12 protein-coding genes are annotated in these 14742 nt (G+C 66.9%); 9 read left to right on the top strand and 3 right to left on the bottom strand.

Going from position 1 to position 14742, the window contains the following annotated elements; translation table 11 throughout:
- Positions 1 to 30 precede the first annotated feature (30 nt).
- Both AB1281_RS18000 and AB1281_RS17995 read right to left on the bottom strand, forming a co-directional pair.
- Positions 31 to 3264 carry an efflux RND transporter permease subunit gene (locus AB1281_RS18000; protein WP_430346573.1) on the bottom strand — a complete coding sequence of 1078 codons (3234 nt, stop codon included), beginning with the start codon at positions 3262 to 3264 and terminating at the stop codon, positions 31 to 33.
- A gap of 74 nt (positions 3265 to 3338) precedes the next feature.
- Positions 3339 to 4583 (bottom strand): efflux RND transporter periplasmic adaptor subunit, encoded by a 1245-nt coding sequence (locus AB1281_RS17995; RefSeq protein ID WP_014038718.1) that lies wholly within the window; start codon positions 4581 to 4583, stop codon positions 3339 to 3341.
- Between the two features lie 186 nt (positions 4584 to 4769).
- Here AB1281_RS17995 and AB1281_RS17990 point away from each other — a divergent pair, with 186 nt between their 5' ends.
- From AB1281_RS17990 to AB1281_RS17950, 9 genes are all read left to right on the top strand, one after another.
- Positions 4770 to 6089 (top strand): M20 family metallopeptidase, encoded by a 1320-nt coding sequence (locus AB1281_RS17990; RefSeq protein WP_430346572.1) that lies wholly within the window; start codon positions 4770 to 4772, stop codon positions 6087 to 6089.
- A gap of 550 nt (positions 6090 to 6639) precedes the next feature.
- A complete protein-coding gene (gene queF / locus AB1281_RS17985; RefSeq protein ID WP_430346571.1) occupies positions 6640 to 7458 on the top strand; it encodes an NADPH-dependent 7-cyano-7-deazaguanine reductase QueF in 819 nt (272 codons plus the stop codon).
- A gap of 218 nt (positions 7459 to 7676) precedes the next feature.
- Positions 7677 to 7970, top strand: coding sequence for a LysM peptidoglycan-binding domain-containing protein (locus tag AB1281_RS17980; protein WP_005419771.1), 294 nt, complete (start codon positions 7677 to 7679; stop codon positions 7968 to 7970).
- A gap of 45 nt (positions 7971 to 8015) precedes the next feature.
- A complete protein-coding gene (locus AB1281_RS17975) occupies positions 8016 to 8528 on the top strand; it encodes a hypothetical protein (RefSeq protein WP_430346570.1) in 513 nt (170 codons plus the stop codon).
- 361 nt (positions 8529 to 8889) lie between these two features.
- Positions 8890 to 11112, top strand: a complete 2223-nt coding sequence (locus AB1281_RS17970; protein WP_430346569.1) for an NADP-dependent isocitrate dehydrogenase — start codon at positions 8890 to 8892, stop codon at positions 11110 to 11112.
- A 313-nt stretch (positions 11113 to 11425) separates the two neighbouring features.
- Positions 11426 to 12391: a hypothetical protein gene (locus AB1281_RS17965; protein ID WP_430346568.1), complete on the top strand. Its 966-nt coding sequence runs from the start codon at positions 11426 to 11428 to the stop codon at positions 12389 to 12391.
- Complete coding sequence (locus AB1281_RS17960; protein WP_164118781.1) at positions 12384 to 12932, top strand: GTP-binding protein; 549 nt, start codon at positions 12384 to 12386, stop codon at positions 12930 to 12932. Before AB1281_RS17965 ends, AB1281_RS17960 begins: the two co-directional genes overlap by 8 nt.
- Positions 12925 to 13341 carry a roadblock/LC7 domain-containing protein gene (locus AB1281_RS17955; protein WP_019336717.1) on the top strand — a complete coding sequence of 139 codons (417 nt, stop codon included), beginning with the start codon at positions 12925 to 12927 and terminating at the stop codon, positions 13339 to 13341. The genes AB1281_RS17960 and AB1281_RS17955 overlap by 8 nt, the downstream gene beginning before the upstream one ends.
- A gap of 53 nt (positions 13342 to 13394) precedes the next feature.
- On the top strand, positions 13395 to 13754 hold the full coding sequence (locus AB1281_RS17950; protein ID WP_005419760.1) for a hypothetical protein: 360 nt from the start codon (positions 13395 to 13397) through the stop codon (positions 13752 to 13754).
- A gap of 111 nt (positions 13755 to 13865) precedes the next feature.
- Here AB1281_RS17950 and AB1281_RS17945 read toward each other — a convergent pair whose 3' ends face one another.
- Positions 13866 to 14603 carry a KilA-N domain-containing protein gene (locus AB1281_RS17945; protein ID WP_430346567.1) on the bottom strand — a complete coding sequence of 246 codons (738 nt, stop codon included), beginning with the start codon at positions 14601 to 14603 and terminating at the stop codon, positions 13866 to 13868.
- Positions 14604 to 14742: the final 139 nt, after the last annotated feature.

Below are 14742 nucleotides of genomic sequence, written 5' to 3'. Positions count from 1 at the left end.
GTGCGGCCCCCCGCAGCAGCGGGGCGTGGATCATGCCTGCGGCTCCTGCAGCGAACCGTTGCGCAGCGCACGCTGTTCGCGGCGGCGGGCAAGCCACTCGGAGAAGCGCTCCATGTACAGGTAGATCACCGGCGTGGTGTACAGGGTCACCAGCTGCGACAGCAGCAGGCCACCGACGATGGCGATGCCCAGCGGGCGACGCAGTTCCGAGCCGATGCCGGTGCCCAGCGCCAGCGGCAGCGCGCCCAGCATGGCCGCGGCGGTGGTCATCATGATCGGGCGGAAGCGCAGCAGGCAGGCACGGCGGATCGCTTCATGCGCGTTGGCACCGGCGCGGCGCGCCTCGATCGCGAAGTCGACCATCATGATGCCGTTCTTCTTGACGATGCCGATCAGCAGCACGATGCCGACGATGCCGTCCACCGACAGGCTCAGGCCGCACAGCATCAGCGCCAGCAGCGCGCCGACACCGGCCGGCGGCAGCGTGGAGATGATCGTGATCGGGTGGATGTAGCTCTCGTACAGCACGCCCAGCACGATGTAGATCACCACCAGCGAGGCCAGCAGCAGCCACACCACATCGGTCTGGCTGCCGGTGAATTCGGCGGCCTTGCCGATGAACTCGGCATGCAGGTGGGTCGGCATGTCCAGGCTGTCCTTGGTTTCCTGGATCGCACGCACGGCTTCGGACAGCGAATAGCCCGGTGCCACGTTGAACGACACCGTCACCGCCGGCAGCTGCTGCTGGTGGCTGACCACCAGCGGCGCGCTGCTGACCTTGCCTTCGGCCAGCGCCGACAGCGGGATGATGTTGCCGGCGCCGACAGTGATGCCGGTGTTCTGCGCGCCGATGCCGGTGGCGGTCGACGAGTTCGACGAGGTGACCTGGCCGAAGCTGGTGGCGTTGGTGCCGGTCAGTGCGCCGGCACCGTTGGAGGCCACGGCCAGCTGCTCCATCAGGGCGGTGCTGGTGCGGAACTCCGGCGCCACTTCCAGCACGACCCTGTACTGGTTGAGCTCGGTGAAGATGGTCGAGATCTGGCGCTGGCCGAACGCATCGTAGAGCGTGTCATCGATGGTCTGCATCGGCACGCCCAGCACGCTGGCCTTGTCGCGGTCGATGTTCAGCTCCAGGGCGCGGCCCTGGTTGGACAGGTTGTTGTCGACGTCCGCCAGTTCCGGACGCTTGCGCAGCGCTTCGGTCAGGCGCGTGGCCTGGGTCGCCACCGTCGCCGAATCCACGTCGGACAGCGAGTACTGGTACTCGGTGGCGGCCACGCGGGTATCCAGGGTCACGTCCTGCACTGGCTTCAGGTACAGCGCCACGCCCGGAATGCCGGCCACCGCCTTCTGCAGGCGCGGCAGGATCGCGTCCAGGCCATCGCGCTGGCTGCGCTCCTTCAGCACGATCGACAGCTGGCCCTGGTTGAGCGTGGGGTTCATGCTGCCGGCACCGATGAACGCCGACACGCCGGTCACATCCGGATCGTGCCGCAGTGCCTCGGCGACCTGCTTGGTGCGCTGCTCCATCTGCGGGAAGGCGATGTTCTGGTCGGCCTGCACCACGCCGGTGATCAGGCCGGTGTCCTGCTCGGGCAGCAGGCCCTTGGGAATCAGCACGTACAGCAGCACGGTCAGCACCAGTGCGCCGCCGGCCACGGCCAGGGTCAGGCGCTGGTGGCCCAGCACCCAGTCCAGGCTGTGTTCGTACAGGCCGACGGTGCGCGTCCACAGGTTCTGCTTGCCGGCGGCTGCCGCGCGCTCATGCGCGTCCTCGCCCTCGGGCAGGGCGTCAGGCTTGAGCAGGTAGGCGCACATCATCGGGGTGAGCGTCAGCGAGATCAGCATCGACAGCACCACGGCGATGCTCAGCACCCACGCGAACTCGTGGAACAGGCGGCCGGTGACGCCGGGCATCAGCAGCAGCGGCAGGAACACCGCCACCAGCGAGACCGTCAGCGACAGCACGGTGAAGCCGATCTGGCGCGCGCCGATCTCGGCCGCTTCCTTGCCACTCTTGCCCTGCTCGATGTAGCGCACGATGTTCTCGATCATCACGATCGCATCGTCGACCACGAAGCCGGTGGCCACCACCAGCGCCATCAGCGAGAGGTTGTCCAGCGACATGCCGGCGAAGGCCATCACCGCGAAGGTGCCGGCCAGCGACAAAGGCACAGCCACCGACGGGATGATCGTGGCCCACAACCGGCGCAGGAACACGAAGATCACCGCCACCACCAGGCCGATGGTCAGGATCAGGGTGAACTGCACTTCATGCACCGAGGCGCGGATGGTCTCGGTGCGGTCGTTGAAGATCTCCAGGTGCACGTCGGCCGGCAGCACGCCCTGCAGCTGCGGCAGGATCGCGCGGATGCGCTCGACGGTCTGCACGATGTTGGCACCGGGCTGGCGGCGCACTTCCAGCAGTACCGCCGGCTTGCCGTCGGCCCAGGCGGCAAGCTGGTCGTTCTCCACGCCATCGATCACCTCGGCCACGTCCGACAGCCGCACCGGGCGGCCGTTCTTGTAGCTGATGATGGTGTCGCGGTACTCGGCGGCGCTGGCCAGCTGGTCGTTGGTGCCGATGCTGTAGGACTGCGTCTTGCCGTTCAACGAGCCCTTCGGCGCATTGACGTTGGCCTGGGTCAGCGCGCTGCGCAGCTGCTCCAGGGTCAGGCCCATGTTCGACAGCTGCGCCGGATTGACCTGGATGCGCACGGCCGGGCGCACATTGCCGGCGATCGAAACCAGACCGACGCCCTGCACCTGCGACAGGCGCTGGGCCAGGATGGAATCGGCGTAATTGTTGACGTCGCGCAGCGGGCGCGTGTCAGAGGTCAGTTTCAGGGTGACGATGGCCGCGTCGGCCGGGTTCACCCGGTTGTAGACCGGCTGGTAGGGCAGCGACGAGGGCAGGGTGGCCTGGCGGATCGCCGCCTGCACGTCCTGCGCGGCGATGTCGATGTCGCGGTCCATCGAGAACTGCAGGATGATCGTCGACAACCCGGCCGACGAGTCGGAGGTCATCAGCTCCAGCCCGGAAATCTGCCCGAACTGGCGCTCCAGCGGGGTGGTGACCAGCGACGCCATGGTGGTGGCGTTGGCGCCGGGGTACTGGGTGGTGACCACCAGGCTGGGCGCATCGATTTCCGGCAGCGCCGACACCGGCAGCTTGCGGTAACCGAGGATGCCGAGCAGCAACAGGCCCGCCATCAACAGCGAGGTGGCGATCGGGCGGCGGATGAAGATCGTCGAAAAGCCCACGGACTGATCCTTGCTGGCACTTCAATGTCGGCGCCGGCAGGGTCGCCGGCGCGAGGGAGATCAGTGGCCTGCGCTCAGCGCGGGCCACCACCGCGACGGCCACCGCCGCCCGCGTTTTTCTGCTCGGCCGCCTTCAGTTCGGCCTCGGTCGGTGCGGCCGGGGTCTCGCCCGGCTTCAGCGCGGTGACCTTGCTGCCTGGCTTCAGGCGGAACTGGCCTTCACTGACCACCCGCTCGCCGCCCTTCAGGCCTTCGGCGATCTGCACCTGGCTGTCGCCCACTTCCACGCCGCTGCGCACGGTCTGCATCTTTACCGTGTTGTCGCCCTGCACGATGTAGACGTACTCGCCGTCCGGGCCACGCAGCACGGCCTGGGTGGGGATGACCACTCCGCCGGCAATCGTGCGCAGCTGCATGCGCACATTGACGAACTGGCCCGGCCACAGGCCGTTGTCGGTGTTGTCGAACAGGGCACGCGCCTTGAACGTGCCGCTGTCGGCACTGATCAGGTTGTCGACCACGTCGAGCTTGCCGTCGCCGGACAACACGTGCGAATCGGCACGGTCCAGCGCGGCCACCGGCACCGTGCCGGCGGCCTGCGCCTGGCGCACGTCGCCGAGCTGGCGCTCGGGCAGGTTGAACAGCACGTGGATCGGATGGATCTGGGTCAGCGTGACCAGCGCGGTGCCGGCGTTGACCACGTTGCCAGCATCGACCGCGCGGATGCCGGCGATGCCGGTGATCGGTGCGGTGACCTTGGTGTACTGCAGCTGCACCTGCGCCGAGCGCATGCTGGCCTCGTTCGCTGCGACCGCGCTTTCGTACTGTGCCACTTGGTTTCGCTGTGTATCCAAATCGGTCTTGGCGACGTACTGGCGATACTCCGGCGCGTTCGAACGCTGGAAGTTGGAGCGCGCGGTGGCCAGCAGGGCTTCGTTCTGGCGCTTGGCCGCAGCGGCCTGGTCATAGCTGGCCTGGGCCGTGCGCGGATCAATCACCGCCAGCACATCACCCTGCTTCACTTCCTGGCCTTCGCGGAAATTCAGGCTCATCAGCTGGCCGCCGACCTGCGGGCTGACGGTAACGGTGTTCATCGCGGTCACCGTGCCCAGCGCGCTGGCATACACCGGCACGTCCTGGCGCGTGGCATCCACCACGGTCACCGGTACTGGACCGGCATTCGGATCCTCGCCGCCCTGGCGCGCGCCCGCCGCTGCGCCACCGGCCTTGTCCTTGCCCCCGCCCATGACGCGCAGGCCGACCACGGCCAGCACCAGCACTGCCACGACCAGCAGCACGATCTTCCAAACACGTGACATTACGAGGACTCCGAGAGGGCTGGACCAGGCGGGACGCCGGGGCAATGCGCAAAGCATACCTGTGCCACATCACGTTTCCTGCATGACGGATGGGACGGGCGCTAAGACCGGATCCAGCGCCGGAGGTTCCCGTGGCGGCGGTGTTGCCCTACATTCAGCTGGAACCCTTCTGCTGTGGAGATTGCGATGCGCCGTTCGCTGCTGCTGTCCGCCCTGCTGCTGGCCCTGCCGGCCCTTGCCCACGCCCAGGACGGGCAGCGCCCGGAGGTGACCGCCGCCGCGCAGCGGCTGCAGGCCAAGGTGGTCGAATGGCGCCGCGACTTCCACCAGCATCCGGAGTTGTCCAACCGCGAGGCACGCACCTCGGCCGAGGTCGCCAAGCGCCTTCGTGCGATGGGCCTGAAGCCGAAGACCGGCATCGCCCATCACGGCGTGGTGGCGATCATCGAAGGCGGCAAGCCAGGTCCGAAGATCGCGCTGCGCGCGGACATGGACGCGTTGCCGGTGACCGAGCAGACCGGCCTGCCGTTCGCCTCCAAGGCCACGGACCAGTACCGCGGACAGACGGTGGGCGTGATGCATGCCTGCGGCCATGACGCGCATACCGCCACCCTGCTCGGCGTGGCCGAAGCACTGGTCGCGATGAAGAAGGACCTGCCGGGCCAGGTGATGCTGATCTTCCAGCCGGCCGAGGAGGGCGCACCGCCGCCGGAAGAGGGTGGCGCCGCGCTGATGCTGAAGGAAGGCCTGTTCGCCGATTTCAAGCCGGAAGCGGTGTTCGGCCTGCACGTGTTCTCCAGCGTGCAGGTGGGGCAGATCGCCGTGCGCGGCGGCCCGTTGATGGCCGCCTCGGACCGGTTCGGGATCAAGGTGATCGGGCGCCAGACGCACGGTTCGGCGCCGTGGAACGGTGTCGATCCGATCGTCGCCACCGCTGATCTGGTCGGCACCGCGCAGACCATCGTCAGCCGCCGCGCCAACCTGTCCAAGCAGCCGGCGGTGCTGACCTTCGGCGCGATCAACGGTGGCATCCGCTACAACATCATTCCCGATGAAGTGGAGATGGTCGGTACCATCCGCACCTTCGACGAAGGCATGCGCCAGCAGATCTTCGCCGATCTGCGCAACGTGGCCGAGCACACAGCTGCCGCGCACGGCGCGAAGGCGGTAACCGAGATCTACGAGGCCGATGGCAACCCGGCCACGGTGAACAATCCGGCACTGACCGCGAAGATGCTGCCGAGCCTGCAGGCGGTGGTGGGCAAGGACAATGTGTACGAGCCGCCGTTGCAGATGGGTGCGGAGGATTTCTCGCTGTACGCGAAGGAAGTGCCGGGCATGTTCTTCTTCGTGGGTTCGACCAGCGTGGGCATCGACCCCGCAACGGCGCCGGCCAACCATTCGCCGAAGTTCCTGCTGGATGAGAAGGCGCTGGATGTTGGATTCCGCGCGCTGCTGCAGGTGAGCCTGGATTACTTGAACGGTGCGGGCACCCCCGCTGGCTGAGGGTTTCAGGCAGGGCTTGCAGCCCTGCACCCACCGAAGCAACGGCAACGGCAACGTCAAAAGCGGGCATTCCGTGGGATGGCGGGGTGGGTCCGGTTGAGGGGGGCGCCGTAAACCCGTCCCTGGGGGCTTGGCCGCGGCATCCATGCCGCGGACACCCCCTCAACCGGACCCACCCCGCCTTCAACAGTTGTCCGCGGCTGTTGGTGCCCGCTGCTGTTGGTGGGTGCCGACCGTTGGTCGGCACGGCGGACGTCATGAACGTCTGAAGGATCGGATTCTGATTTTGATTTTCTGATCTTTCCCGTGGTGGCGGCCGCGCGTAGGGAACTGTCAGGGGCCGGGTGGGTAGGCGGGGCGTGGGTGTCCGCGGCATGGATGCCGCGGCCAAGCCCCCAAGGACGGGTTTACGGCGTCCCCCGACCCGCCTACCCACCCGGCCAAGCCGATAGACCGCCTTCCGCGACCAACCAACACACCCACCACGGAGGGGCTCCGCCGTTGGCCGGCCCGGCCGAAGGCCCGCTTCTGGCGCGATACAATGACCCCCATGAACACCCCACAGGATTCCAGCCTCGGTCGCGAGGTCAGTTACCCGTCGCAGTACGATCCCGGCCTGCTGTTTCCCATCCCGCGCATCGGCGCCCGCGCCGAGATCGGCCTCGATGACGCTGCGCTGCCGTTCGTCGGCCATGACCGCTGGCATGCCTTCGAGCTGAGCTGGCTCGACCCGCGTGGCAAGCCGCAGGTCGCCGTCGCCACCGTGCAGGTGCCGTGCACCTCGCCGCGGCTGATCGAGTCGAAGTCGTTCAAGCTGTACCTCAACTCCCTCAACAGCACCCGCATCGACAGCGCCCAGGCACTGCGCGAGCGCCTGGTGGCTGACCTGTCAGCCTGCGCCGGTGCGCCGGTCCAGGTCGAGTTCGGCCTGCCGGGCCTGCGTGAGACGCCGCTCGGCGAATCCATCGACGGGCTGGACGTGGAGATCGACTGCTACGGTCCGCCGCAGGCGGACTTCCTCGCGGCCGACACTGGCGAGGTGGTGGAGGAGACCCTGGTCTCGGCGCTGCTGAAGTCCAACTGCCCGGTCACCGGCCAGCCGGACTGGGCGACCGTCAGCCTGCGTTACCGCGGGCCGAAGATCGACCGCGCGGGCCTGCTGCGCTACCTGGTCAGCTACCGCGAGCACGCCGAGTTCCACGAGCAGTGCGTTGAGCGGATCTTCAGCGAAGTGTCCGCGCGCTGCCAGCCGCAGTGGCTGGAAGTGGAGGCCCGCTATACCCGCCGTGGTGGCCTGGATATCAATCCCTGGCGGGCCAGCCCCGGCATCGCTGCCCCGGCCGCGACCTACCGCGAACTGCGGCAATAACCGCCGCAGGCGATTACGGGTAGTGCCGGCCGCTGGCCGGCAACCGCAAGGAACCCGCGTCCAGGCCAGGGCAGGCCGGCCAGCGGCCGGCACTACCGGGCACCGGCTCTCCCGATTGTTCAGCCGCCCCCGGGGGCGGCTTCACATCTGCACCATCCCCATTTAACAACCGCCATGGCAACGTGCGAACCACGTAGTCATGCAGACGGGAGTTGTGGATGAGTACCGAGAAGAAAGCCGATTTCTCCGGCGTCAGTGGCAGCGTCGACAGTACCGCCGAGCAGGTGCCGAAGGCGGACTTCTCCGGCGTCAGCGCTTCGGTGGACAGCACCGCCGACGTTGTGAGCGGCGGCACCTACACCGTGCAGAAGGGTGACTCGCTGTCGAAGATCGCCAAGCAGCATCTGGGCGACGCCAATGCCTGGAAGAAGATCTTCGAAGCCAACCGCGATGTGCTTGATGACCCGGACAAGATCTTCCCGGGCCAGACCCTGAAACTGCCGCCGAAGTAAGCCGGCGATCGAACGCCGTCCGACAATCCCTGGGAGGAACCCCGAATGATCAAGACCACCCCGCTCCAGACCGCCCTGATCGCCGCCCTGCTGGGCAGCGTTGCCTTGGTCGGTTGCAAGAAGAAGGAAGAGTCGACCGACAGCAACGCCGCACCGGCAGCCACTGCCCCGGCCGAGCCGGCGGCACCGGCCCCGATGACCGGCGCACCGCCGCCGATGGCCGAAGCCGCTGCGGTCAGCGTGTCCGCTGTCACCGTGGGCAAGACCGCCGCCGCCGACAAGTCGGTTGCACCGGCGGCACTGTTCGCACCGAAGGATGACGTCATCGTCTCGGTCAAGACCGACGGCGCCGCCAACAATGTCAACGTCGGTGCCAAGCTGACCTTCCAGGACGGCCAGGTGGCCGGCGAACAGAACGCGACCCTGAACACCAGCGGCGCGGAAACCACCAACGTCACGTTCAAGAATGCAAAGGGCTGGCCGGCCGGCAAGTACCGCGCCGAGGTCACCGTCGATGGCAAGGCGGCTGGAACGCCGCAGGAGTTCGAGGTCAAGTAAGTCCTGCCGACTCTCTCCCGGCAGGGCTCACGATGGACGCAGCCGCGAGGCTGCGTCCTTTTTTATTGGGTGGCGGTTGGCCCCATCACGCATGGCGTGGATCTAGTTACAACCGGGCCGCGCTTCATCCACACCGGGCGTGGATGGATCACAGCGTTGCCGGCATGCAGTACCGCCGCGTATGGCACGGCTTTGCCCCGCGCGGCTGAAAACGCGACAATACAGCGGTTTCCCCGCCGCGCGCCCACCCTGACGGCGACGGGGAAAGCGCGGGGCCCGGCCCCGCGCGCGACACGGTTGCACGTGGCCCGGCGCTGGCGCCGGCCTTCCCCTGAGCATTGCTACAGAGTCCAAGTCCCCCATGTCCAAGATCCTCTACACGCTGACCGACGAAGCACCGTTCCTGGCCACCCAGTCGCTGCTGCCGATCGTTGGTGCCTACACCGCCACTGCCGGCATCGTGGTGGAAACCCGTGACATCTCGCTGTCCGGCCGCATCCTGTCACTGTTCCCGGAACTGCTCAGCGACGCGCAGAAGGTCAGCGACGACCTGGCTGAGCTGGGCCAGCTGGCGACCACCCCGGACGCCAACATCATCAAGCTGCCGAACATCTCCGCTTCGGTGCCGCAGCTGAAGGCGGCCATCAAGGAACTGCAGGACCAGGGCTATCCGCTGCCGGATTACCCGGAAACCCCGGCCGACGACCAGCAGCGCGACTACAAGGCGCGCTATGACAAGGTCAAGGGCAGCGCGGTGAACCCGGTGCTGCGCGAAGGCAACTCCGACCGCCGCGCACCGCTGTCGGTGAAGAACTATGCGCGCAAGCACCCGCACCGCATGGGCGCCTGGGCGTCGGATTCGAAGTCGCACGTCGCGCACATGGCCGCCGGTGATTTCTACGGCAGCGAAAAGTCGGCCACCCTGGCCAACGCCGGTTCGCTGAAGATCACCTTCCACGGCAAGGACGGCAGCACCGTCGTGCTGAAGGAAAAGACCGCGGTCAAGGCCGGCGAAATCGTCGACGCCGCCGTCATGAGCCGCAAGGCGCTGGCCGCGTTCATCGCTGAGCAGATCGCCGATGCCAAGGCCCAGGGCGTGCTGTTCTCGCTGCACCTGAAGGCGACCATGATGAAGGTCTCCGACCCGATCATGTTCGGCGTGGCGGTCAACGAGTTCTACAAGGACGTGCTGGCCAAGCACGCCGACGTGCTCAAGCAGGCGGGTTTCGATGCCAACAACGGCATCGGTGACCTGGCTGTGCGCCTGCCGTCGCTACCTGAAGCCACCCGTGCTGCGATCGAAGCCGACCTGGCGGCCGAGTACGCGCAGCGCCCGGGCGTGGCCATGGTCAACTCGGACAAGGGCATCACCAACCTGCACGTGCCGAGCGACGTGATCGTCGACGCCTCGATGCCGGCGATGATCCGCGACTCCGGCAAGATGTGGAACGCCGAAGGCAAGCTGCAGGACACCAAGGCGGTCATTCCGGACCGCTGCTACGCCGGCGTGTACCAGGCCGTCATCGACGACTGCAAGGCGCACGGCGCCTTCGACCCGGCCACCATGGGTTCGGTGCCGAATGTCGGCCTGATGGCGCAGAAGGCCGAAGAGTACGGCTCGCACGACAAGACCTTCCAGATCGCCGCCGATGGCGTGGTCAAGGTCACCGACGATGCCGGCACGGTTGTGTTCGAGCACGCTGTGGAAGCGGGTGATATCTGGCGCATGTGCCAGACCAAGGACGCGCCGATCCAGGACTGGGTCAAGCTGGCCGTCGAACGCGCCCGCCTGAGCAGCACCCCGGCCGTGTTCTGGCTGGACGCCGCCCGCGCCCACGACGCGCAGGTCATCGCCAAGGTCGAAACCTACCTGAAGAACCATGACACCAATGGCCTGGATATCCGCATCCTGCCGCCGGTGGAAGCCACCGCATTCTCGCTGGACCGCATCCGCAAGGGCGAGGACACCATCTCGGTGACCGGCAATGTGCTGCGCGATTACCTCACCGACCTGTTCCCGATCATGGAGCTGGGCACCAGCGCCAAGATGCTGTCGATCGTGCCGCTGATGGCCGGTGGTGGCCTGTTCGAGACCGGCGCCGGTGGTTCGGCCCCGAAGCACGTGCAGCAGTTCGTCGAAGAGGACTACCTGCGCTGGGATTCGCTGGGCGAATTCCTGGCCCTGGCCGCGTCGCTGGAACACCTGGGCAACCGCTACGACAACGCCGCAGCCCGCGTGCTGGCCAAGGCACTGGACGAAGCCAACGGCCAGTTCCTGGACAACGACAAGTCGCCGTCGCGCAAGCTGGGTGGCATCGACAACCGCGGCAGCCACTTCTACATCGCGCTGTACTGGGCCCAGGCCCTGGCCGCGCAGAATGAAGATGCCGCGCTGAAGGCACGCTTCGCCCCGCTGGCCAAGGCGCTGACCGACAACGAGCAGAAGATCGTTGAAGAACTGATCGCGGTGCAGGGCAAGGCCGTGGACATCGGCGGCTACTACCGCCCAGACGTGGCCAAGGCCAGCAAGGCGATGCGCCCGAGCGCGACCTTCAACGCCGCGCTGGAGCAGCTGCGCGGCTGATCCAGCGCAGCTCGGCCGTGACACCGGAACCCGCGCTTCGGCGCGGGTTTCTTTTTTTGCGGCCTCGGGGGTCAGATCCCTGTTGCCATGCAAAAGGGATCTGACCCCCAAGCGATGAAACCGTGACATCCGTCGGCTGTCGGAATGTCGTCAAAGGGGCATGAAACTTGCCCGCGATGGCCGTCGCAGAACGGATAGGAGACAGTCTGCAGCCGCCCTCAATCTGAGCAGTCGATCACGACGGCCTCCGTCGGCAATGCCCTAGCCTTGGCGACGCGAGACCACCGGGGAGGTGGTCGCTCGGGGAACACGGATGGCACGCGTGCTGGTAGTGGGAACCGATATCCAGGGCGAGCAGGCCCTGCTGCAACGGCTGCGCCTGGCCTCGGCACTGCCGGATGGCCAGGTCCGGCGCAGCCAGGATCTGGACGATTGCGATCTGCTGGTCATCCGCGATACCCCAGCGCTGCGCAACGCCGCCCAGCGCATGCGACAGCAACGACCGCGCCTGCAGTGCTGGATCGAGGACATCGGCGGCCAGCTGCGTGATGGCGACGGGCATCAGGACTTGCTTGATGACGGTGCCATCGGTCGCGCGCTGCGCCGCATGCAGTTGGCACCGGAGCCCCTGGCCATGCAGACACCTGCACCGATCCGCCTGGCAGATGGCGCACACGCCATCACCCGCCTGCTGCGCGAGCGGCTGCCGCTGCGACAGGGCCAGGCACTGCTGGGTGATGCGGGCGAGCCTCTGCTGCTGATGGATCTGGAGCACGATCAGGCCGTGCTGTTGCAGGAACCGGCTGCGGCGCTGGTGGAGCGCCTGGCCGATGCCTTTGAGCGCCTGCAGCTGGATGCGCTGACACCCGCGCGCCTGCAGGCCCTGGCCGGCGAGCGGCCACGCCAGCCGCTGCGGCCGCTGTTGTGGCAATGGGCGCAACGCAGCCGCCATTGGCAGGCGCTGGACGAACGCCTGCGCGGCGCCTCGGTGAAGCTGCTGCGCTGGCCGGATTTCCGCGTGCTGGGCCATGACCACGATGGCTTCCGCCTGTGCTCGTTGCTGCTCAAGCGTGCGTGCACGGTTGAAGAATGCGCGATGCTGCTCGAACTACCGGCGGCGGCCGTTCGCGATTTCATCCATGCCGCCTACCTGTGTGGCTACGCGCAGCTGCAGGCCGCCCCGGCGACGCCGATGATGGCGACAGGCGGCACCCGCACCGACAACGGATTGCTTGCCCGCCTGTGGCGGCACCTGCGCGGGAGCGAGCGCAATGCGTGAGCACAAGGTGGTCGTGCTGGGCGGCATGGGCAGCGGCAAGTCGACCCTGGTACGCAGCATCGCGACTGGCGCGGTGGTCGACACGGATGTGGCCAACAGTGATCGCTTCGGCGCCGACAAGGCCTCCACCACCGTAGCGCTGGACTACGCAGACATCGACCTGCCCAACGGCGAACGCCTGCGTCTCTACGGCACACCCGGCCAGCAGCGTTTCGACTTCCTGTGGCCGATCCTGCTGCAGGGCGCGCGTGGCGCGGTGCTGCTGCTGGATGCGCGCCGCGCCGGTCTGGCCAGCGAGCTGGAAGGCTACCTGCAGGTGCTGCAGCCGTTCGCTTCATCCCTGGCACTGGTCGTGGCGGTCACCCACCTGGACCAGGCACCGCAGGCCGCACTGGACGACTGGGCCGCCCGTGCCTGCCTTGACGACCAGCCGCTACCGCTGCTGGCCGTGGATGCCCGTGACCGCGAACAGGGACTGCTGCTGATGGATGTACTGATGAGCGAAATGGAAGCGCACGCACTGGTAGCTGCACATGGCTGACGGGCAGATGGCGGTACTGCCCGATGCCGGTCAGCGTGAGCGCCTGCAGCCCCTGCTGCAGGACCTGCAGCAGCGGGTCGAAGGCGTGCGCACGGTAGTGCTGGCCAGCGTCGATGGCTTTGCCCTGGTCAGCGCCGGCGCCGAAGGGCGCGGCGAGCGGCTGGCGGCGATGACCAGCGCGATGCTGGCGTTGGCTGCGGCGGTCGGGCGCGAACTGGTACTGGGCGATCTGCAGACACTGATGCTGGAAGCGGCGGGCGGCAAGGTGCTGATGCTGGCGATCCAGGCCGAAGGGCGCGCACCGCTGCTGCTGATGGCGGCCTGCGACCAGCGCAGCGTGATCGGCCAGGTGCTGTGGCAGAGCAGGGAATGTGGCCAGGCGATCCTGGCCGAACTCGGCGGATCGTGAGCCCGGCCGCAGGGGAACGAGGGGCTCGAACCAACATCGACAAGAGGTGCGACGTGGCTGGATTGAATGAATCGTTGAACGCACTGATGGGCATCGACGGCGCGCAGGCAGTGGCGCTGGTCGACTATGAAAGCGGCATGCTGCTGGGCGAAGCCGGTGCCGGCATGGACATGGAAGTGGCCGCCGCCGGCAACACCGAAGTGATCCGCGCCAAGATGAAAACCGCCGCGTCGTTGAACCTCAACGACAGCATCGAGGACATCCTGATCTCGCTGGGCAAGGCGTACCACATCATGCGCCCGGTGGCGAAGAAGAAGGGCCTGTTCTTCTACATCGTGCTGGACCGTACCAAGTCCAACCTGGCATTGGCCCGGCGCAAGGTACAGGACGTGGAGGCTGAACTGGCGATCTGAGCCACCGGCTCCTGTAGAGCCGAGCCATGCTCGGCTGCTCATTGCCACTGTAGAGCCGAGCCATGCTCGGCTGCTTTCGGCCGAAGCAGCCGAGCACGTTCGGCGCTGCTTTCACTGCGGTGGAAGCAGCAGCGTGGTCACGAACGAAAGCGCTTTGCTGTCGCGCTTGGCGAAGTAGGTGTGCGCCTTCTGGGGCAGCCACACTTCGTTGAAATGACGGCGGAAGTCCTCGTAGAACTCGTTGGGATACAGCTTGGCCTGCACCGTGCGGCCGTCCGGGTAGGTGTGGTCATACGTGGGCAGTGCATCGGTGTCGACGCCGCGATGATCCCTCAGCCATTTGCAGAACAGGCGGCCTTCGGAGATGTCCGGAACCAGCGCCTGCGGAAGCGTGTATCCGGCCTGCTCAAGCGGTGCGATCAGGTTCAGGGTCAGCTCGTTGAGCATCGAGAAATGGGTGTACGGCACCTTGGCACGGTTCTGCATGTAGCGATCGATGTGCACGGGCAGCAACGCATTGGCGCGACCCTGCTGCCATTCCACCACCCACTGCGAGACCTTCACTGCGAACTTGCGCGACAGCCACTGGCCGAGGTGGATGGCGAGGTACGGGTGGATCCAGGTGCCCTGCATCGCCGGGTTTCCACCGGATACCACGTGGATCAGCTCATTCTCGGACAGCTTCGTCTGCGCCATGAGCTCCTGCAGGAACTCCTCCGTCGATTTCAGCGCCCGGTAATCGGACCAGCGCTTGCCGACGGACTGGCAGAGGGCGGTGGCGCTGATGTAGCCGTCGCGGGCGCGCTGCGGGATTACGTTGCCTTCCTCCACGCGTGGGATAAAGGTCATTTGCTGCATGCGTCACCTCGTGCCGTTGTTGGGTCTGAAAGGGTAGGCAGCGGGGAGGCATCGGGTCTGTAGGAATCGTTGCGTTTGTCACGGCGCGCGGTGGCGCTACACAAGCCACCCCATGCCAGCGTATGGTGAG

It is taken from the genome of Stenotrophomonas sp. NRRL B-14846 (genome assembly GCF_050473585.1).
In the GTDB taxonomy this organism is placed as follows: Bacteria; Pseudomonadota; Gammaproteobacteria; order Xanthomonadales; family Xanthomonadaceae; genus Stenotrophomonas.
This window is presented reverse-complemented; position numbering and strand designations above follow the sequence as displayed.

Coding starts and splice junctions, on each gene's coding strand:
- AB1281_RS17995 (WP_014038718.1), bottom strand. CDS start 4,583: ATGTCACGTGTTTGGAAGATCGTGCTGCTGGTCGTGGCAGTGCTGGTG.
- AB1281_RS17955 (WP_019336717.1), top strand. CDS start 12,925: ATGGCTGACGGGCAGATGGCGGTACTGCCCGATGCCGGTCAGCGTGAG.
- AB1281_RS17965 (WP_430346568.1), top strand. CDS start 11,426: ATGGCACGCGTGCTGGTAGTGGGAACCGATATCCAGGGCGAGCAGGCC.
- AB1281_RS17970 (WP_430346569.1), top strand. CDS start 8,890: ATGTCCAAGATCCTCTACACGCTGACCGACGAAGCACCGTTCCTGGCC.
- queF (WP_430346571.1), top strand. CDS start 6,640: ATGAACACCCCACAGGATTCCAGCCTCGGTCGCGAGGTCAGTTACCCG.
- AB1281_RS17980 (WP_005419771.1), top strand. CDS start 7,677: ATGAGTACCGAGAAGAAAGCCGATTTCTCCGGCGTCAGTGGCAGCGTC.
- AB1281_RS17990 (WP_430346572.1), top strand. CDS start 4,770: ATGCGCCGTTCGCTGCTGCTGTCCGCCCTGCTGCTGGCCCTGCCGGCC.
- AB1281_RS17945 (WP_430346567.1), bottom strand. CDS start 14,603: ATGACCTTTATCCCACGCGTGGAGGAAGGCAACGTAATCCCGCAGCGC.
- AB1281_RS17960 (WP_164118781.1), top strand. CDS start 12,384: ATGCGTGAGCACAAGGTGGTCGTGCTGGGCGGCATGGGCAGCGGCAAG.
- AB1281_RS17975 (WP_430346570.1), top strand. CDS start 8,016: ATGATCAAGACCACCCCGCTCCAGACCGCCCTGATCGCCGCCCTGCTG.